This is a genomic window from Variovorax sp. 01T432 (assembly GCF_056398605.1).
This window is the reverse complement of sequence record NZ_JBFTPS010000022.1, coordinates 87,339-106,163: the sequence shown is the minus strand read 5'-3', so window position 1 is coordinate 106,163 and position 18,825 is coordinate 87,339. Positions and strand designations below refer to the sequence as shown.

The 18,825-nt window shown below is 67.5% G+C and carries 16 protein-coding genes and 1 pseudogene; 5 read left to right on the top strand and 12 right to left on the bottom strand.

Going from position 1 to position 18,825, the window contains the following annotated elements; all coding sequences use genetic code 11:
- From AC1DNF_RS18090 to AC1DNF_RS18060, 7 genes and pseudogenes are all read right to left on the bottom strand, one after another.
- Positions 1-167 (bottom strand): annotated as a pseudogene (locus AC1DNF_RS18090) (MBL fold metallo-hydrolase); the annotation flags it as partial.
- Between the two features lie 32 nt (positions 168-199).
- Positions 200-910, bottom strand: a complete 711-nt coding sequence (locus AC1DNF_RS18085; protein ID WP_478149989.1) for an ABC transporter ATP-binding protein — start codon at positions 908-910, stop codon at positions 200-202.
- A gap of 14 nt (positions 911-924) precedes the next feature.
- On the bottom strand, positions 925-2,697 hold the full coding sequence (locus AC1DNF_RS18080) for a branched-chain amino acid ABC transporter ATP-binding protein/permease (protein ID WP_478149988.1): 1,773 nt from the start codon (positions 2,695-2,697) through the stop codon (positions 925-927).
- On the bottom strand, positions 2,694-3,617 hold the full coding sequence (locus AC1DNF_RS18075; RefSeq protein WP_478149987.1) for a branched-chain amino acid ABC transporter permease: 924 nt from the start codon (positions 3,615-3,617) through the stop codon (positions 2,694-2,696). The genes AC1DNF_RS18080 and AC1DNF_RS18075 overlap by 4 nt, the downstream gene beginning before the upstream one ends.
- A gap of 58 nt (positions 3,618-3,675) precedes the next feature.
- The gene (locus tag AC1DNF_RS18070) at positions 3,676-4,875 is read right to left on the bottom strand and encodes an ABC transporter substrate-binding protein (RefSeq protein ID WP_478149986.1); all 1,200 of its coding nucleotides are present in this window, start codon (positions 4,873-4,875) and stop codon (positions 3,676-3,678) included.
- A gap of 36 nt (positions 4,876-4,911) precedes the next feature.
- Entirely contained in the window at positions 4,912-5,688 is a 777-nt protein-coding gene (locus AC1DNF_RS18065; protein ID WP_478149985.1) for an SDR family NAD(P)-dependent oxidoreductase, read from the bottom strand.
- A gap of 28 nt (positions 5,689-5,716) precedes the next feature.
- On the bottom strand, positions 5,717-7,477 hold the full coding sequence (locus AC1DNF_RS18060) for an FAD-dependent oxidoreductase (protein WP_478149984.1): 1,761 nt from the start codon (positions 7,475-7,477) through the stop codon (positions 5,717-5,719).
- 163 nt (positions 7,478-7,640) lie between these two features.
- On the opposite strand from AC1DNF_RS18060, the gene AC1DNF_RS18055 reads away from it, so the two are divergent.
- From AC1DNF_RS18055 to AC1DNF_RS18040, 4 genes are all read left to right on the top strand, one after another.
- Complete coding sequence (locus AC1DNF_RS18055) at positions 7,641-8,447, top strand: IclR family transcriptional regulator (RefSeq protein WP_478149983.1); 807 nt, start codon at positions 7,641-7,643, stop codon at positions 8,445-8,447.
- Between the two features lie 133 nt (positions 8,448-8,580).
- Complete coding sequence (locus AC1DNF_RS18050) at positions 8,581-10,524, top strand: DUF47 domain-containing protein (protein ID WP_478149982.1); 1,944 nt, start codon at positions 8,581-8,583, stop codon at positions 10,522-10,524.
- On the top strand, positions 10,521-12,143 hold the full coding sequence (locus AC1DNF_RS18045; RefSeq protein ID WP_478149981.1) for a PEP/pyruvate-binding domain-containing protein: 1,623 nt from the start codon (positions 10,521-10,523) through the stop codon (positions 12,141-12,143). Before AC1DNF_RS18050 ends, AC1DNF_RS18045 begins: the two co-directional genes overlap by 4 nt.
- 198 nt (positions 12,144-12,341) lie before the next feature.
- Positions 12,342-13,676: an HD-GYP domain-containing protein gene (locus AC1DNF_RS18040; protein ID WP_478149980.1), complete on the top strand. Its 1,335-nt coding sequence runs from the start codon at positions 12,342-12,344 to the stop codon at positions 13,674-13,676.
- Here AC1DNF_RS18040 and AC1DNF_RS18035 read toward each other — a convergent pair.
- Positions 13,658-14,464: a hypothetical protein gene (locus AC1DNF_RS18035; protein ID WP_478149979.1), complete on the bottom strand. Its 807-nt coding sequence runs from the start codon at positions 14,462-14,464 to the stop codon at positions 13,658-13,660. The genes AC1DNF_RS18040 and AC1DNF_RS18035 overlap by 19 nt on opposite strands.
- A 404-nt stretch (positions 14,465-14,868) precedes the next feature.
- Between AC1DNF_RS18035 and AC1DNF_RS18030 the strand changes: the two genes are divergently transcribed.
- Positions 14,869-15,075, top strand: coding sequence for a hypothetical protein (locus tag AC1DNF_RS18030; RefSeq protein ID WP_478149978.1), 207 nt, complete (start codon positions 14,869-14,871; stop codon positions 15,073-15,075).
- A 66-nt stretch (positions 15,076-15,141) separates the two neighbouring features.
- Here AC1DNF_RS18030 and AC1DNF_RS18025 read toward each other — a convergent pair whose 3' ends face one another.
- The 4 genes from AC1DNF_RS18025 to AC1DNF_RS18010 form a co-directional block, all read right to left on the bottom strand.
- A complete protein-coding gene (locus AC1DNF_RS18025) occupies positions 15,142-15,882 on the bottom strand; it encodes a class I SAM-dependent methyltransferase (RefSeq protein WP_478149977.1) in 741 nt (246 codons plus the stop codon).
- Positions 15,883-16,051: 169 nt separating this feature from the next.
- Positions 16,052-16,762: a fumarylacetoacetate hydrolase family protein gene (locus AC1DNF_RS18020; RefSeq protein ID WP_478149992.1), complete on the bottom strand. Its 711-nt coding sequence runs from the start codon at positions 16,760-16,762 to the stop codon at positions 16,052-16,054.
- 194 nt (positions 16,763-16,956) lie between these two features.
- Positions 16,957-18,288, bottom strand: a complete 1,332-nt coding sequence (locus AC1DNF_RS18015) for an MFS transporter (protein WP_478149976.1) — start codon at positions 18,286-18,288, stop codon at positions 16,957-16,959.
- A 55-nt stretch (positions 18,289-18,343) separates the two neighbouring features.
- Positions 18,344-18,811: a cupin domain-containing protein gene (locus AC1DNF_RS18010; protein ID WP_478149975.1), complete on the bottom strand. Its 468-nt coding sequence runs from the start codon at positions 18,809-18,811 to the stop codon at positions 18,344-18,346.
- Positions 18,812-18,825 lie beyond the last annotated feature (14 nt).

The following is an 18,825-nucleotide window of genomic DNA, read 5'->3' as shown; positions in this document are numbered from 1 at the left end:
GGCGTGGCCTGGGTGTCGGCCACCAGCACGCAGTCGTCGCCGATGACGATGCCGGTGTTGGGGTCGCCTTCCGCCGTGTAGGCCCAGGCGTGCTCCGAGATCTGGCTGAAGGTGATCTTCTTCTCTTCGAGGTCGGCCTGGCTGGCGAATGTCTTGGTGGGGTTCATGGCGTGGTCCTCTGTGGATGGTGGGATGGCGGTCAATGCGTGCCCAGGTAGGCCGCCTTGACCTTGGGATCGTCGAGGAGCTCGCGGCCCGAGCCCTCCAGGGTGATGTGGCCGGTCTCCAGCACGTAGGCGCGGTCGGCCACGCCCAGGGCCTGCTTGGCCATCTGCTCGACCAGCAGGATGGTCAGCCCGGATTCGCGCAGCTGGCGGATGGCGTTGAAGATGTCCTTGATGATCAGGGGCGCCAGTCCGAGCGAGGGCTCGTCGAGCAGCAGCAGGCGCGGCTCGCTCATCAAGGCGCGCGCGATGGCCAGCATCTGCTGCTCGCCGCCCGAGAGCGTTCCGGACAACTGGTCCTGGCGCTCGCGCAGCCGCGGGAAACGGCGGAACTCGCGCTCGATCGCCGCTTGCGTCGCCGCGGCATCCTTCCTGCGCGTATAGGCACCGAGCATCAGGTTCTCCCGAACGGTCTGGTCGGCGAAGACGCCGCGGCCTTCCGGCGACATGGCCAGTCCGAGGCCCACGCGCTGGTGCGCCCGGACATCGGCAAGGTCCTGGCCGTCGATCAGGATGCGGCCCTCGGCGACCGGCTCCAGTCCGCAGATGCTCCTGAGCAGGGTGCTCTTGCCGGCCCCGTTGGCGCCGATGATCGTGACCACCTCGCCCCGGCGCACTTCGAGGCTCACGCCCTTCACCGCCTGGATCGCCCCGTAGGCGACCTTGACTGATTCGAGTTTCAGCATGTGTGACTTTCGCTTCAGGCCGCGAGCGCTTCGGGCTCGTCGACACCGAGATAGGCCTCGACGACGCGGGGGTTCGCCTGCACCTCGGCGGGCTTGCCCTCGGCGATCTTGATGCCGTAGTCCAGCACGATCACGTGGTCCGACACGGACATCACGAGATCCATGTGGTGCTCCACCATGAGGATGCTGACGCCGCACTTGCCGATCCGGATCAGCAACTGGCCCAGCTCGGCCGTCTCCTGCGGATTGAGCCCGGCGGCCGGCTCGTCGAGCAGCAGGAGCTGGGGCTCGGTGGCCAGCGCGCGCGCCAGTTCGACGCGACGCTGCAGGCCATACGGCAGGCTGCCGGCGGGGTGATGCGCCAGGTGCGGGAGGCCGACCAGTTCGAGCAACTGGAGCGCGCGGGCACGCGTCGCCGCCTCCTGCCCGCGGGCGCCGGGCAGCGCGAGCAGCGAGGCGAAGAAGCCGTTCGTCATCCGGCTGTGACGGCCCAGCATGACGTTGTCCAGGACCGACAGCTCGGCGAACAGGCGCAGGTTCTGGAAGGTCCGGCCCATGCCCATGCAGCAGATCGAGTGCGCCGGCCGGCCCGACACCTCCTGGTCCAGGAACCGGATCGAGCCTTCGGTCGGGCTGATCAGGCCTGTGAGCATGTTGATCATCGTGCTCTTGCCGGCGCCGTTCGGCCCGATCAACGCATGGATGTGCCCGCGCTGGAGCCGGAACGAGACGTTCTGCGCCGGCTTCACGCCGCCGAAGTTCTTGGTGACCCCCTGGACCACCAGCAGGTCCCCGCTGCCCCCGGGGCCGATGCGCGTGGGCCCGGCGGCAGCGCTCGAAGGCGCGGGGGCACCGGCGGGCCGGCGAAACCATGTGGAGAACAGCCCCACCACCCCGCCGGGCATCACATAGAGCGCGAAGAGCAGCAGGAAGCCGTACAGGAAGTGCTGCGCCGAGGGCCACCGCGCCAGCAGCGCATCGACCACCGTGAGGACCACGGCGCCGACCAGCGGCCCGTACTTCGAGCCGGCGCCGCCGAACAGCACCAGCAGCAGGATGAAGATCGACAGGTTGAAGGTGATGAAGTCGGAGTTGATGTACTGGTTCTGCTGCGCGACCAGCGCGCCCGCGATGCCGCAGGTGACCGCCGCGACGACGAACGCGATCACCTTGGCGCGGTAGACGCGCACGCCGACCGATGCCGACGCGATCTCGTCGGCCTGCAGCGAGAGCAGCGCGCGGCCGAAGCGGCCCTGCAGGAGGTTGCCCAGCAGCAGATGCGCCAGCGCGCAAAGACCGATGCCGAGCCACACCCACTGCTGCGAGCTCAGCGGCTGGTCGTTCCAGGTCAGGGCCTTGATGCCGTAGATCCCCTGCGCGCCGCCGAACACCTCGGTCCATTCGCCCACCAGCTTCTCGACGACGATGCCGAAGGCCAGCGTCACCATCGCGAGATAGGGGCCCTTCACCCGCAGCGAGGGCAAGGCGATCAGCACGCCGCACACGCCGGAAATCGCCGCCGCCGCCGCCAGCGCGAGCCAGGGGTTCATCTCGGTGCGGGTCGTCAGCAGGGCGACGGCATACGCGCCCGCGGCGAAGAGGCCCGCCTGGCCGAGCGATTTCTGCCCGGCGTAGCCCACCAGCACGTTCATGCCGGCGGCGCAGAGGTAGTAGACGCACATCATGAAGACGATGCGCAGGTAGTAGTCGTTGGCGAGCAGGGAGGTGATGCCGATCAGGACGGCGGCGACCCCCACGACGCCCAGGGCCTGCGAGCCGCGCTTCATACCTTCTCCACCAGCTTCTTGCCGAACAGGCCGGTCGGGCGGAAGGCGAGCACCAGGATCACCAGGCCGAACACGGCCACCTCGCGCCACTGCGCCTGCCAGAGGTTCACCAGCGACTCGAACACGCCCAGGACGAAGCCGCCGATCACGCAGCCCCGCGGATTGCTCAGGCCGCCGATCATCGCGCCCGAGAAGCCCTTGAGACCGACCGTGAGGCCCATGAAGAGCGATGCCTGCGCGATCGGCGCCAGCAGGAAACCCGAGAGCCCGGCCAGGGCGGAGCTGACGACGAAGGCGCCGATCATGACGGCGTTGGTGTTGATGCCCATGAGGCTGGCGACGTCGCCGTTGGCGGCCACAGCACGCATGGCCTTGCCCACCATCGTGCGGTTCATCACCCAGTCGAAGCCGAGCATGATGACCACGGCCACGGCGAGCGTCAGCAGCTCCTGCGGACGAACCCCGACGCCGAGCAGGCGGATCACCGCGTCCCCCACCGGCCCCGGCACCACCACCGGCTTGGGGCCCCAGATCGCCAGTCCGATGCTCTGCAGGATGACCCCGAAGCCCAGCGTGCTCATGACCCATGCCATGCCGGGCCGCCCGGCGAAGGGCCGCACGCCGATCACGTAGAGCAGCCAGCCGAGCAGGCCCATGACGCCAAGCGCCGCGGCCAGCGCCAGCAGCTGGGCGCCGGCGCCGGGCATCGCCTCGCCGAAGCTGGTCGCCGTGACCGGCAGGCCCAGCACCAGAAAGAGCGCGCTCATCCCGATGAAGGCGCCGGCCGAGACGAATTCCCCATGGGAGAAGTTGAGGGTCTTGGTGGTGGTGAATGTGATGCTGAAACCCAGCGCCACGAGGGCATAGGCCCCGCCCACGGCCAGCCCGCTGATGATCGCCTGCAAGAGCGCTTCCGCCATGTTGTGTCTCCTGTCGCACCCCGGGGCTGTCGCCAGCCCGGGGCCGCTGTCGAACGGTTTACTGCTTGAAGTCGGCCGGCGCGAGCGAGGCGATCAGCGCGTCGCTGTAGGGCATCAGCTTGCCGTCCTTCCAGCGGATCCAGACCAGGTCCTTGGCGGTGAGCGCTTCGTGGTTGGTCTTGCTGAAAGGCTTGTCATAGCTCTTGAGCACGCCCTGCACCGGCGTCTTCAGGTCCTCCAGGGCCAGCCGCACGGCCGATCCGTCCGTGGTCCTGGCCTGCTTGACCGCTTCCGCGTAGAGCAGGACCGAGTCGTAGCCGTGCAGCGCGAACGAGAAGGAGCCCGGCGCCTTCAGCTTCGAGCCGATGCGGTCGAACAGCTTCTGCTGCGCGGGCGTGCGCGTCTCGCTCACCGTGCGCATGAAGAGCGGCTTCTCTGCCAGGGTCTTTCCGGCGGCATCGAAGAAGGTGATGTTGTCGGCGGCCCAGGAGGTCAGGGTCAGCGGGAAGTAGTTGATCTTCTCCATGCTGCGAACGAGCTGGGCGATGGGCGTGCCCTGGGCCCAGACCACCACCGTGTCCACGCCGGCGGCCTTCATCTTGCTCAGCTGGGAGGTCATGTCCGTGTCGCCCACCCCGAAGCGCTCGGTCGCCGCCGGCTTGATGCCCTGGAGTTCCGCGATCTCCTGCATGTCCTTGAGCCCGCCCTGCCCGTAGCCGGTGGTCTCCGCCATGAGGCCGATCACCTTCGACGTGGCGGCGTTCTTCCTGACGTAGGCCATCAGCGCGGCGACCTGCTCGCGGTCGACCATCGAGACGCGGAACATGTAGTTGTCCGCGCCCGGGCTCATCGGCTTGGTGATGTCCGTGCCGGAGCCCACGTTGCCCAGCACCGGGATCTTCTTCTGGTTGGCAATGTGCTTCCACGCCATCGCATTGCCCGAGTTCGTCGGGCCGAACACGGCGACGACCTTCTCGTTGTCGATCAGGTCGCTCATGTTCTGGATCGACTTGGGAGGCGCGGAGGTATCGTCGCGCGTGACCAGCGCGAGCTTGCGCCCGAGCAGGCCGCCGGCCGCATTGATGTCGGCGATGGCGGCCTCCATCCCCAGGACGGCCGCCTGGCCGCTCTGGGCGGAAGGCGATGCGGAGAGATCCCCGTTGTAGCCCAGCTTGATCTCCTGGGCCGAGGCGCCCATTGAGAAGGCGGTGAATGCAGTGGCGGCCAGGAAGCCGGCGCACAGGCGGGTCAGTTTCATGTTGTCTCCTTCAGTGTTGAAAGCAATCGGTCGGGATCAAACCGCGAGGAATCCGCCATCGACCGGCAGCGTGATTCCCGTGACGTAGCGGGACATGTCGGAGGCGAGGAAGATCACCGGCCCCACGAGGTCTTCCGTCTGGCCGACACGGCCCATCGGGATGCGCGTCATGAAGGACGCGAGGCGGGCCGGGTCGTCCCTGGTGGCCGCGGTCATCGGCGTCTCGATGACGCCGGGCGCGAGCGCGTTCACCCGCACGCCCGCCGGCGCGAGTTCCTGCGCGAGCGACTGGGTCAGCATCTTGATCGCGCCCTTCGAGGGCGCGTAGCCCAGGCTCGCGCCCTGGCCCGCGTAGGCGGCGATCGAGGCGATGTTGATGATCGAGCCCTTCGTGGACTTGATCGCGGGAAGCCAGGCCATCGTCACGTTGAAGGTGCCGTGCACGTTGACGTCGATGGTCTTCTTCCAGTTCGCCTCGGCCCTGTCGCTGGAAGTCGTCTCGCGAATGATGATGCCGGCGTTGTTGACCAGGAGATCGACCTGCCCGATCTCCTCTCCCACGCGCCGCGCCAGGGCGCGGCAGGCGTCGGACACGGTCACGTCGAGCACGAAGGCCCATGCCTCGCCGCCCTCGCGCCTGACCAGCGCGGCCGTCTCCTCGACCGTGGCTTCGTTCATGTCGGTCACGATCACTCGCGCGCCGGCCTGGGACAGGCCCAGCGCGAGCGCGCGCCCGTTGCCCTGGCCCGCGCCGGTGATCATGGCCAGCCGTCCCGCGAGCAACCGGGGGGCGACCGTCTCTGGATACATCATGTTGTCTCCTTGGGTGTGGATCGGTGCGTCAGGCCGAACGGCCGACCGTGACCGGTTCTCGCCGCTCGGCCTGCAGCGCGACCGCCGCTGCCGCCTCGGCTTTCGCCAACTGCATGGCCGCCACGTAGCCGAAGGTCAGGGCCGGGCCGAGCGTGATGCCGGCACCCGGGTAGTTGCCGCCCATGACGCTCGCGGCGTCGTTGCCGACGGCGTAGAGGCCCTTGATCGGCTTTCCCGCCGCATCGAGCACGCGGGTGTTCTCATCCGTCACCAGGCCCGCGAAGGTGCCGATGTCGCCGACGACCAGCTTGATCGCATAGAAGGGGCCGTGCGCCAGCGGTGCCACGCAGGGGTTGGGCGCGACGAGCGCGTCGCCCTGGTAGCGGTTGTATGCCTTGCTGCCCTTGCCGAACGCCGGGTCCTGCCCGCTGCCGGCGGACGCGTTGAACTGCGCCACGGTGGCTTCCAGCGTGGCCGGCGCGACGCCGATCTGCCTGGCCAGCTCGCCCACGGTGGCGCCGCGCTTGAGATAGCCGCTTCGCAGATGACGCCCGATGGGCAGCGGCGCCGGCGCGACGCAGCCCAGGCCATAGGCGCGCAGCGCCTTGTGGTCGCACAGCAGCCACGCGCAGACCTCGGGCTCGCCTTCGCAGGCCTTGACCATGGCCTGGACGAAGTCATGGTACGAATTGCCCTCGTTGGTGAAGCGCTGGCCCTTGGCCGTGACGGCGATCACACCCGGCTTCGCGCGGTCGATGAAATGGGGCATCACGCCCTTGGAACCGTCCGGCCGGGTCGTGACCGACGTCGGCACCCAGGCCGCCGCATGCGGAATGCTCGGGTCGACCCGGCCGCCGACCGACTCGGCCAGGCGCAGGCCGTCGCCGGTATTGGACTCCGGCGAGGGCGAGTAATGCTCCTTGCCGGTCGGCGCGTGCGGGAACAGCTGTTTCCGGCGCTCGACGTCGTGGGGAAAGCCGCCGCAGGCCAGGACCACGCCGCGCGTCGCGGTGACGCGGACGGTCTTGCCTTCATGCCGCACCAGGGCGCCGGCCACGCCGTCGTACTCGGCGACCAGCTTCTCCACCGGGGACGAGAGCCACACCGGAATGTCCAGGTCCATGGCCGCCTTCGCCAACCGCCCGGCGAGCGCATTGCCATTGGTCAGCGTCATCCCGCGGCCGTTGGCCATGACGTCGAGGAAGTGCCGGGTCAAGCGCCTGGCGACATACACGAAGGACGTCGGCGACTTGAAGGTCCGCATGAAGTGTTTGATCTCCGGCCCCGAGCCCAACATCATTCCGAAGACGGTGAGCTCGGGAAGCGGCGGCGCGAGCTGCTTGATGCGCGGACCGAGTTCCCTGCCGTCGAAGGGACGCGTCACCATCGAACGCCCGCCCGGCTGCCCGCCAGGCGCTTCGGCGTGGTAGTCGGGGAACACCGCGGGCATGTCGAACTGCACGCAGGTGTTCTTCGTGAAGAAGTCGATTGCCTTCGGTCCGTTCTCGAGGAAGGCGTCCACGCGCTTCTCGTCGAAGTGGGTGGTCGTTTCGTGCCTGAGGTAGGCCTTGGCGGCGCCGGGCGGCTCGGTGATGCCCTGCTCGGTCGCCAGCCGGGTCCCGGGGATCCAGAGCCATCCGCCCGAGCGGGCCGTCGTTCCGCCGTAACGGGCCTCTTTCTCGACCACCAGCACTTTCAGTCCCTGCGATGCCGCGGTGACCGCCGTCGCCATGCCGGAGGCACCGGTGCCCACGACGAGAACGTCCACTGTGATGTTTTCCTGAGTCACGAAGTCTCCAAGCTCGGTAGGTGGTGGCGAATTTCCAGAGTCATCTGATCATTGTCAGTAGATTCGATATTATCTAACCGTATGATTACATCGAAGTAATCTGCAATGGTCATGGAAAACCCTGATGGATACACTCCAAGCTTCTCGTCTTGCGGTCCCCCCCATGGAAAAAAGCCGGCGCGGCATCCAATCGATCGAGCTCGGCAGCGGGTTGCTGGTGCAGCTCGCGCGTCATGTCCGGCCGCTCGCGCTGAAGGATCTCGCCAAGGCGGCCGGCATGACGGCCGGCAAGGCCCATCCATACATGGTCAGCTTCCTGAAGGTGGGGTTCGTCACGCAGACGGAGGCCGGGCACTACGAGCTGGGCCCCCTGGCGCTTCAGCTCGGCCTCACCCGGCTGCGGCGCATGGACCCGGTGAAGGAAGCCTCGCAACTGATCGAGGCCCTCGCGGCCGACACCGGCCAGAGCGTTGCCGTCGCGGTGTGGGGCAACATGGGCCCCACCATCGTCAGGCTCGAGGAGCCGATCGAGCCGCTGCACGTCAACCTGCGCACCGGCACGGTCATGTCGCTGACCAATACCGCGACAGGTCGACTCTTCGCGGCCTACATGCCCCCCAAGACGGTTGAACGCCTGCTGTCCGACGAACTCGCGCGCCTGAGCCACGGGACTGCCGAGGCGGCCGCCGCCCTGCACGAATCGCTCGAAGCCGCCCTTGCGGAGACCCGCAGGCACGGACTCTCGCGCACGCTGGGCCAGCCGATCCCCGGCATCGACGCCTTGTGCGCGCCGGTGTTCGACTCGGAGGGACACATCGTGCTCGGCCTCCTCGTGATGGGACCGGCGGCGACCTTCGACAGCCAGTGGGAGGGCACCATCGCCACACCCTTGCGCCAGTGCGCGCTCGAGATCTCGCGACGCATCGGGCGCGACGAGAACGCCTCGAAGCAGGCCATCGCCGGCCGATGACTTGACGCAGGTCAAGTCGCGGCTCGACAGGGTCTTCGTGTCACGCGTTCGTCACAAACGCTTCCCACACTGGTCCTGAGCCTCCAGCGTGCGGTGCCCCGTCGGGCGCTGGAATCGGCAAGGGAACACTTCGATGTCAAAGACCCAGGCGGTGGCCGCGCTCGGCCAGCACCGACTCATGCTGCCGGCCTGGGTCAAGGCCGCGCTGTCCGCCAACGACCGCCTCAAGGTCTACCTGACGGTGCTCCAGGCGGCCTCGTCCCGCGCCGCGCACCCGAAGCGCGAGCTGCCCGATCTCGCGAACGAGATCGCCGCGGCCGGGATGAACGCCGCCTGGCTGCACGACATGGTGGCCGCCGCGCGCCGCGTCGACGACGACCTTCTCATCCCGGACATGCCGAAGCTGGTCGGGAGCATCGAGGAGGATCTGACGACCATGGCGCGCCCGGTGCTCGAGACGACGGCGACCGGCGCGCAGCCTCATGCGCGCGTGAAGCATTGGCTCGACCGGCTCCACGCGCTGCCTGCCGATCGCCTGAGCGACAAGCTGATCGCGGAGCTGACCGATGGCCGGCATGGGGGCGCCGACAGCCTGCATCTGCTGGTGATGGACCTTCACAAGAAGATCAACGCCCTGTCGGGCGAGTTGGCCAGCGAGGTCATCGACGGTGCGCACGTGTGGGAACTGCAGCCCCAGGACCGCCCGCGCGTCGCCGCGTTCATGCGCGGCCTGCGCCGCACCGCGATGCTCAAGTTCGACCACCCCGGGCTGGAGACGGCCGCCACGCGCGACGGCGCGCGCTTGCTGCTGCAGAACGACATCGGCACCAACGACGCGCATGTGCTGGTGCTGCAGGTGGCCGACCGCGAGATCACGCTGACCTATTCCGACCTCCACCGTGTGCGCCTCGACTTCTTCCGGACGCTGCTGGAGCCCTTCGGGGCCCGGTGGTCCGGCCTGGAATCGCGCACGAACGCCGAGCTCAACCAGGGAGAGGCCTACGCCGTGGGCACGGCCCGCTTCGATTGCGCGGACGACGCCGCCGTGGAGGCGGCGCTGGAAGGCATCGGTTCGCGCATCGTGTTCCTCATCGACTGGAACCACGCCCGCAAGCGCCTGCAGGCCTTCGTCGCGAAGGAGGACGCGATCGCCGTGCTGGCGGAGTCGGCCCGGCTGGACATCGGCCACCGGGCTTGGCTGCAGGTGGGGGGCGAGCGCCTGATCTTCGCCGCCATGCAGGCCGCGGGCGAAGGCGCGTTCCGCATCGGCGACCGGCTGGACGAAGTCATCGGCGTCGCCGATGCGCACGCATTTCTGGTCGCCGTCATGCGGCTCGCCTGCGATGCCCTGCGCCGCGGTCAACCGGCCGCCCTGGTGGCCGACGAGACGCGCATGCTGCTGGCGCAGCACGTGCGCCAGCGCACCAGCGAGTTCGATCTGCTGACCGAGCATGCGTCGTACTGCCAGGCCCTGGCGCAGGCGGTCAGCGATGGCCTGGCGCACGGTGCCGAACGCTCGGGCAAGGCCGCGGTGGAACTGGCCGCACGCTCGAAGGCGTGGGAGCGCAAGGCCGACCACCTGGTGATGCAGGCGCGCGAGAAGGCCGAGCGCCAGGCGCGCTGGCGGCCCGTGGCCAGGCTGATCGAGCAGTCCGACGACGTGGCCGATGCGCTGGAGGAGGCGGCCTTCCTGATCAGCCTCATCGCGGACCACCATCTCAAGGGCTGGAACGACGAGGTCCGCAAGGCGCTCGCCCGCCTGGCGGCCACGGTGCTGCAGGCGACCCAGGACCAGGTGAAGGCGCTCGCCATCGCGCGCACGCTGGGCACCAACAGCGAAGCGGCCGACAACGACGCATTTCTCGGCGCGACCTGGCGGGTGCTGCAGGCGGAGCGGAAATGCGACGCCCTGCTGCGCGAAGCACGCCGCGTGATCCTCGGCACGGTGCAGGACGCGCCCTCGCTCATGCTCGCCAACGATCTCGCGATCGCCCTGGAACAGGCCTCCGACCGCCTGCTGGCGGCGGCCTACGCGCTTCGCGATCTGGCCTTCGACAAGGCCGGAGTTCGAGGATGAGCGAACCGGAGAGCTTGCCGCCGGAGGTCTATCTGATCGGCTGCGCGGGCGCCGCGGCGGACGCTGCCTCGGCATCGGCGCAGACGATGGGCTTCAAGGCCTGGAACCTGCTGCGCATGGCCCGGCTCGGCCTGCCCGTTCCGGCCGCTTTCGTCATCGGAACGCGCTACTGCGTGGCACCGGCGGCGCGGGCACTGGCGGGCGGGCCGGCACTGTGGAAGGCCGCCCTGCACGCGCTGGAACGATCGGCCGGCCTGGCACTGGGCGACGCGCGCCACCCCTTGCTCGTCTCGGTCCGATCCGGCGCGCCGGTCTCGATGCCGGGCATGATGGAGACGCTGCTGAACATCGGGCTGTGCGAGCGCACCGTGGGCGGCCTGTTGCGCCAGACCGGCAATCCGCGCCTGGTCTGGGACGCCTACCGGCGCCTCGTGGCCACCTACGGCGAGGTCGTCGCCGGCCTGCCGGCACAGGTCTTCGAAGAAGCCGCCGCGGCGCTCTTCGACGGCCGCGACGAACGAGAGCTCGACTTCGCCGATCTTCGCTCGCTCACGCGGCGATTTCTGGAGGTCTACGCGCGGGGCGCGGGACAGCCCTTCCCGCAGGATCCGGGCGAGCAGCTCGCCGGGGCGATCGAGGCCGTCTTCGCCTCCTGGCAGTCCCCGAAGGCGCGCGAATACCGGCGCCTCAACGGCATCGACGACGGCATCGGGACCGCCGTGACGGTGCAGTGCATGGTGTTCGGCAATGCGGGCGGGCAGTCCGGCGCGGGCGTCGGCTTCACCCGCGACCCCGCCAGCGGCGAGCCGGCCCCGTGGGTGGATTTCCTGTTCAACGCACAGGGCGAAGACGTGGTGTCCGGGCGGCGAAGCGCGAACGGACACGACGAACTGGCCGGCGTGCTGCCCGAGGTCTGGCACGAACTGACCGAAGCCGCCGAGCAGCTCGAGCATGCCTTCGGCGACATGCAGGACTTCGAGTTCACCGTGCAGGACGGGCGCCTGTTCATGTTGCAGACCCGCGCCGGCAAGCGCACGCCGCAGGCGGCGGCGCGCATTGCGCTGGATCTTCTCGACGAGGGGCTGATTGGGCGCGACCTGGCGCTGGAGCGCACCGCCGGACTGGATCGGCAGACGCTGGCACGGCCGCGCGTGGTCACTCGAAGCGGCGGCGCGGCGCTGCTTCCCCTGGGCCGCGCGGCAAGCGCGAGCAGCGGCGTCGCCGTCGGCGAGATCGCCCTGGACGAAGCGCGCGCCACCGCACGCCACGGCGCGGGCGTGCCGGTGGTCCTGGTGCGCCGCGACGCCGAAACCAGCGACCTCGCCGCGCTCGATGCGGCCACGGGCCTGCTGACGCAGCGCGGCGCCCGCACCTCGCACGCGGCGGTCGTGGCGCGCCAGCTGGGCAAGGTCTGTCTCGTCGGCTGCGCGGAACTCTCTGTCGACGAGGCCGCGCGCGCCATCCGGATCGGCGGCACCTGCTTGCGGGAGGGCGAGTTGCTCACGCTCGACGGCAACGAGGGCGCCGTCTACGCCGGGGCCGCGGAAGTCGAGATCGAATACCCGGAGGCGCTGCTGGCGCGCCTGGATGCGCTGCGCGCGCGCGCGCAAGCGGCCTAGCTCCGGCCCGGCACGGCGATCCGTTCGTCGAGGGGGCGCCGCTTCGGACGCGCCTCGGCGCGATCTGGTACCGCATCGCGCGGGCGAACATGCAAAACATCACGCAAGCGCGTGCGCAGATGCGGCCCCCATCCCGGACCGGGCAGCTTGATCGCGCACATTCGAAGACCATGCGCCCGGATGACCCTTGCCACCTCCATGAACAACAAGCCTGAATTGCCCGAGGGCGTCAACGCCCACTACCTCGACCATGTGGTCGCCACGGCGAGCACGCACGAGGTCGAGACCACCGAAGACATCGTCACCGGCAACGGCATCAAGCTGCTGGCCAAGGGCGCGCGCATCGACGCCGATTCGCGCGAACGGCTGCTGCTGCACAAGCTGCGCAAGCCCCTGGAGAACTGCGTGCAGGTCATGGGCGGCGTCGTTCCGGCGCGCTTCGAGCCCGTCGGGGAGGCCTTGCTCGAAAGGCATCCGCTGCTGCGCGCGCTGTGCGCGGCATCGGATGGCGAACGAGGCGCGGCGGCATCCGTCGCGGCGCTCACGCTGTCGCCGTCCATGCAATCGCTGCTCACCGTGTTCGCGCGCTTCAAGGAAGACCGGCTGGATCACACCGTGGGCGTCGCCATGCTCGCGATGTCCCTGGCGCGCCGGCTGCGGCCGGCCGACACCGAGCATCATCGCGTGCTTGCGACCGCGGGTCTGGTCCACGATGTCGGCGAGCTCTACATCGACCCGGACTATCTGCGCCCCGGGACGCGCCTGGCCGCCGATCAATGGCGCCACATCGTGGCGCATCCGATCACGGGGCATCGCGTCCTGCGCGACATGGTGGGCGCGGGCGAGGCGGTGGCGGACGCTGTGCTGCTTCACCACGAACGGCTCGATGGCTTCGGCTACCCGCGCGGCATCTCCGCAAGCGCGTTCACCATGGATGGTCAGATCCTCGCCGCCGCGGAATGGTTGATGGGGCTCGTCGAGTCGGGCCGCTCGCCGGTGACCCGCGCCCGCATGGCCGGACGGCTCATCCCCGGCGAGTTCAGCCCTGCCCTGCTCGAGATCGTCTCCTCGGCGGCGCAGGAGGCGCCGGACGAGCCGGTCGAACTCGCCATGGCCGCGCCGCTGGAGCAAGCCGTCTCTCGCATCGGGCGCCTGGCCGATGCGCTGGAGAGGTTCGGGCAATCGCGTGCCTGGATCGAGGGGCACATCGCCGATGCGGATGAGCGACTGCGCAAGGTACTGGAGCTCGGGCTGCAACGCATGCTGCGCATGCAGGCCTCGTTCACGAGCACCGGCCTGGATACCCATGACCCGAAACCCCTGATCATGGAACTCGCCGCGCTGCGCGATCCGCGCGTGTACGTGGAAATCATGACGCTCGTGGGCGAGATGGAGTGGCGCATGCGCGAGTTCGAGCGCGAACAGCTGCTGCGGGCCAGCCTGCTGCCGCCCGAGCAGGACGAGATCGTCAGCGAGATGGTCCGCCGCCTCAAGGGGCCGGGCGCCGGACGGGTTCAGGCCCTGGCGATATAGAGGATGGATGACCCCGGTGGGGCACACCACCTCGTGGACAACGACATCAGTCGCTGTCTTACAAACAAACGCAAGCCAACAGAGGACAAGAGCACGACTGCGAATGTGAAGCCTTCACATCGAGGCGCCTTCTCACGGAGGAAATGATGTCCCGACCGGAGGAACACCGCCATGACGAAGTTTTGCGAGTCGTGCCATACCGCCAACAGGGATCGCGCCAAGTACTGCAGCGGCTGTGCGGGCAAGTTCTCGGGCATCCGCACGGGCGCGACGAGCTTCGACACCACCGGGAGCAAGCCGCGCTGGGCGCAACCGGCACGACGCTCCTTGTTGGCTCCTTCCAGCCTGCCTTCGCAGGCAGCACCGTCCGACTCGATCGCCGAGGACGACCTCGTTGCCGAGCCCGCCCGAACCGTCGTGGTGACCGCCGACGTGGCGCCCAGAACAGCGCGAGTCGCGCCGACTCCGACACCAACGCCCGCGTCAACGCCGACACCAGGACCGATGCCGGCACCGATGCCAGGAGTGCGGCGCTTCCCCGCGCCCGCCTCCCCCAGGACAGACGCATTCGAAGCCAGGGCCGCCGCGCCTGCGGCACCATCTCCGGCGCCGGCGCCGGCGAGGTCGACGGTTGCGAATGCGGATGCGCGCCCCAGCGTCGGCGACGCGCGTGCGATGGCGCGCTCCGGGACCCGGGTGCAGGCCTCCACGGCTCCTGCGGGAACACGAAGCCCCGCCGCCTGCGACCGATACAACCCCTTCGGCGAGGCGCCTTGCTTCAACAGCATGCCGGCAAGTCCATTGGCGGTATCGCAGCAGTTCGGCGGCTCCGGTGCTCCTCCCGGGCTCACCGGCTTCCCCGGCGCGGCCGGTTCGGCCGTTGTCGCCAAGGGTTCTGCCACGGGCGGGACCGTCGGAATTGCCAGCGCGGATCCCGGCGGTAGCGGCGGCGGTTCCTCTGGCGTCGGACCCGGCGCGGGTTCCGGTAGCGCTGCTTCAGGTGGTGGCGCATCCGGCGGCGACGGCCCCGGTGGCGGCGGCCCCGGTGGTGGAAGTCCTGGACGATGAATCGATTGGGACGAGGAGCGGTCGTGACAGACACGATCTCGCCGGCACTTCCACAAGGCAGTCTGAGCGCGGGCGCCCAGGCGAGTCGCCAGGTGCGCCCGCCATTCGTTCATGGAGCAGTCGAATGATGTATCGGCAATCACGACGTGTCCTGATGGAGCTCCGGCTGCGCTGGACGGACGAGGTGATCGAGGAAGACAAGACGGTGATCCCGCTCGGGCTGTGGCACCCCGATACGCCGCGCAACCGCGACAGACTGGCCTTCGCCGCCTACATGGGCAACCGCCTCTTCGGCCCCGACACCCATTGGATCGAAGAGCGCCAGGCATAGCGCCGCGCGCGCCCGCGCGCCTGCCGCGTGGCGAAGCGAGGCGACCCATCCGTGCCAGGAGCAGATCTACCTGAATCGATAGGCCATTGTCCGGATGATCCCGCCCCATTCCTCGACCTCGCACAGGACGGTCTGCTCCATCGCTTCCATGTTGAACGGCGCGCTCGTCAAGACAATGCCGCTGTTGATCGCGAGCCTGTTGTCCGGACCCGCGGATTTGTCGAGATTGTGCGGAAAGGCTTCGGGCGGCACGTGCTCGGTCAGGACCAGATACCGATACTTCGCCGGGATCTTCCGCACCGCGCGCGCGATTTCGGCGTTCGACAGATGCTGAAGAACCTGTCGAACGAAGACCACATCCCCGGCCGGCAGTTCATCGTGCGTGAGGTCCAGCGTCCTGAAGTCGACGCCCATCGACTTGTATCTCTCGGCATTGGACGCGATCAGCGAGTCCACGATGTCGCAGGCGATGTAGCTGGCGCACAGGGGCCGCACTCTGGACCCCACGTGGAAGTCGCCACAACCGAGGTCCACGACGTCGGGCTTGCGGCCGAGCGATCGAAGGAACTTCCCTACCGCTTCGATATAGCTCTCCACCGCCACATCGCGCGATCCGCTTCCGGAGAAGTATTTCTGATCGGGGTCGCCATCGCCGCCCCAGACCCCGTCCTCGTAGATCTTGGTGAAGACGGCCTTCGTCGAGAGGCCCGAGAACTCTCTCAGCTTGGACCTCCCGCGATAGGTGCGCAGAGCGTGGAGGATGGGGGCAGGAAGGCGCCGCTTGATCGCGTTGGTTACGTTTGACATGGTCGCCAACTCTGTCCGGCCACGAGAACGCGCGTGTCGGACAACGCCTGATGTCGCTGTCCCGCGCGTCCGAAGCATCCGGCGATGCGATGCTTCTTTGGGGGCGTCATTGTCGTTCGCCGCCCTCGCCCGCCACGGCCGTCCACCCCTGGAATCCCGATGTCGGGCGTCAGACGAAGCGGTTTCTGATCGCCCCGACGCCGTCAATTTCGACACGCACCACGTCGCCGGCACGCAGGAAGCTCGGCGGGTTGATGCCTTGGCCGACTCCCGATGGCGTACCTGTCGCGATGATGTCCCCTGGGTAGAGCGTGATTCCACGCGAGCAGGCTTCAATGAGTGCCGGGATGTCGAAGATGAAGTCCTGTGTGCTGGCGTCCTGGCGCAGGACATCGTTCACCCAACAACGAACGCGCGTGTTCTGGCCATCCACCTCATCGGCGGTCACGATCCACGGGCCCATCGGGCAGAACGTATCGAACGACTTGCCCAGATCCCATTGCTGGTGGCGCATCTGCACGTCGCGCGCGGTCACGTCGTTGACCACCGTATAGCCGAAGACATGGCTCATGGCGTCCACGCGAGAGATGTTCTTGCCACCGCGGCCAATGACCACGGCCAGTTCCGCTTCGTAGTCAATGCATTCCGACACACCTGCGGGGATCAGAACGTCGTCGAAGGCGCCGATCACGCACTCTGGCACTTTGGTGAAGACGATTGGCCAGGATTCAGGATTCGCATCGTTATCCTTGAACACGGACGCGGACAATTCCTTCGCGTGTGCGTGGTAGTTTCGGCCCACGCAGAAGACGTTGCGCCGTGGGCGCGGGATCGGCGACATGAGGGTCACGTCGCCGATCGCGACACTTTCCTGCTTCAGCGGATCGGGCCGCTTGTCTCCCCGGCTCGTGCATTCGATCCATTCCAGCGCAGCGCGCTCCGCCTTGTGGGCAGGCACATCGAAAGGTTGAACGGATTGACCGTCTGAACTGACCGCCCCGAAGTAGGGGCGATCTTGGTACCGATACGTGACTAGTTTCAAGTCGAGTCTCCAAAGTTGTTGCAGGCATCCGTTCAGGCAGCAGGCCTGCCATTCATGTCCTTCAGCGCCAGACCCAAAGTCTCGGGCAGCATGAGGGCTGCAATCATGATCAGGCCGTAGGCGCCCACAGCGAAAAATCCAATCGCCTCGCCAAGCGGAATCGACGCGCTCAACAGCCCGACCAGCGCAGGGAACAACGCGCCCACCGCGCGGCCAAAATTGAAGCAAAAGCCGACTCCAGAGCCGCGGATCTCCGTCGGGTAGAGTTCGTTGAAGAACGCACCGATCGGGCTGTAGATCCCAGAGGCAAAGAAGCCGAGCGGAAATCCCAGGAAGAGCATTGCAGCGTTGCTGATCGGCAGGAACGTATAGGCGAGTACCGTCGCGATACTGCAGATCGAAAAAAGATAGAAGCTTCTACGGCGTCCGATGACGTCGGTCAGGTAGGCGCTCACCACATAGCCCAGAAATGACGCCACGATGACTACCATCAGGTAGCCGCCGGTATTCAGCACTGAGAGGTTGCGCGCGGTCTTCAGATAGGTTGGCAGCCACGTCATGATCGCGTAGAAGCCGCCTTGTGCGCCGACGGCCAGCAACGAGGCCAGGACCGTGATGCGAAGGTAGCGCGGCGAAAAGATCTCCAGGCTGCTTCGGCGTTGCTGGCCCGCGGCGTAGCGCTTCTGCATCGCGACGAAACTGGCGGGCTCATCGACGAACCGGCGAACGAAGAACACCAGGAAGGCCGGCAGCACGCCGACGGCGAACAGCGCGCGCCATGCGAGTTCTGGCGGAATCACGGAGAACAGCAACGTGTACAAGAGAGCGGCAACACCCCAGCCAACTGCCCAGCCGCTGTGCACCACTCCGCTGCCCTTGCCACGATGTTCCGGGCGAATGATTTCGCCGATCAGCAGCGCACCTGCCGCCCATTCACCGCCGAAGCCGAAGCCCTGCAGGATGCGGACGACCATCAATTGCGAGTATGAGTTCGTGAAAGCACTCAACGCCGTGAATACCGCGAACCAAAGTACCGTAATTTGCAACGCGCGCACCCGCCCGATCCGATCAGCCAAGATCCCGATCAGCCAGCCGCCGAGTGCGGACGATAACAGTGCACCCGTGGCGAGCATGCCTGCATCGGCGCGCGTCATGCCCCACAGCACCATGAGCGTCGGAATGACGAAGCTGTAGAGGTTCACGTCCATCGAGTCGAGCGACCAGCCGCCAAAGCAGGCCCAGAATGTCTTTCGCTCCTTCTGGCCGAGCTCGCGGTACCAGCCAAATACGCCCCCGCGCGACTGATTCGCGGAAGCATCGATAGCGGGCGACGATGAATGTGCGCCTGAAGCGGAACTGCTCATGGGTTTGTCTCCTATTGTTTGTTTTCGTGCGGTGTCTGCTGCGATTGCCAGCGACTCATTCGTTCTTCAGCGGGACGTGTCCCCAATGGGCACCCCATTCGTTGCCGATCAAGTCGATGACCCGGCCATCCTTCTCGTAGAACTTGTTGGGAACCTGGAAGATTGCAACCATCAGTCCGCCCTCGGGCGTGTAGGCTGAATGCCGACTGCCCGCCGGGCGATACACGAATTCACCGGGGCCGACGGCGAGGCCCTTTTCGGGGCCTTCCCTATCGACAAGGCGACCTTCGATCACGTAGGTCTGCTCCATCAGGGCGTGCTCGTGATCCGGAAGTTCGGCGCCCGGATCCATCTTGAGCAACACGGTCAGCAGGCCACTCTGCTTGTCGAGCATTAGCGTCTTCACATACACACCGGGGTAGTTGATGGGCTCCCACGGCATGTCGTTGGCCTGGACGACACGAGAGGCCAAGGGCCCGAGGTTCGCGTGATTCTTGGCGTTGGGAGTAAAGGCGGTTGTCATTGGGAGGTGCTCCT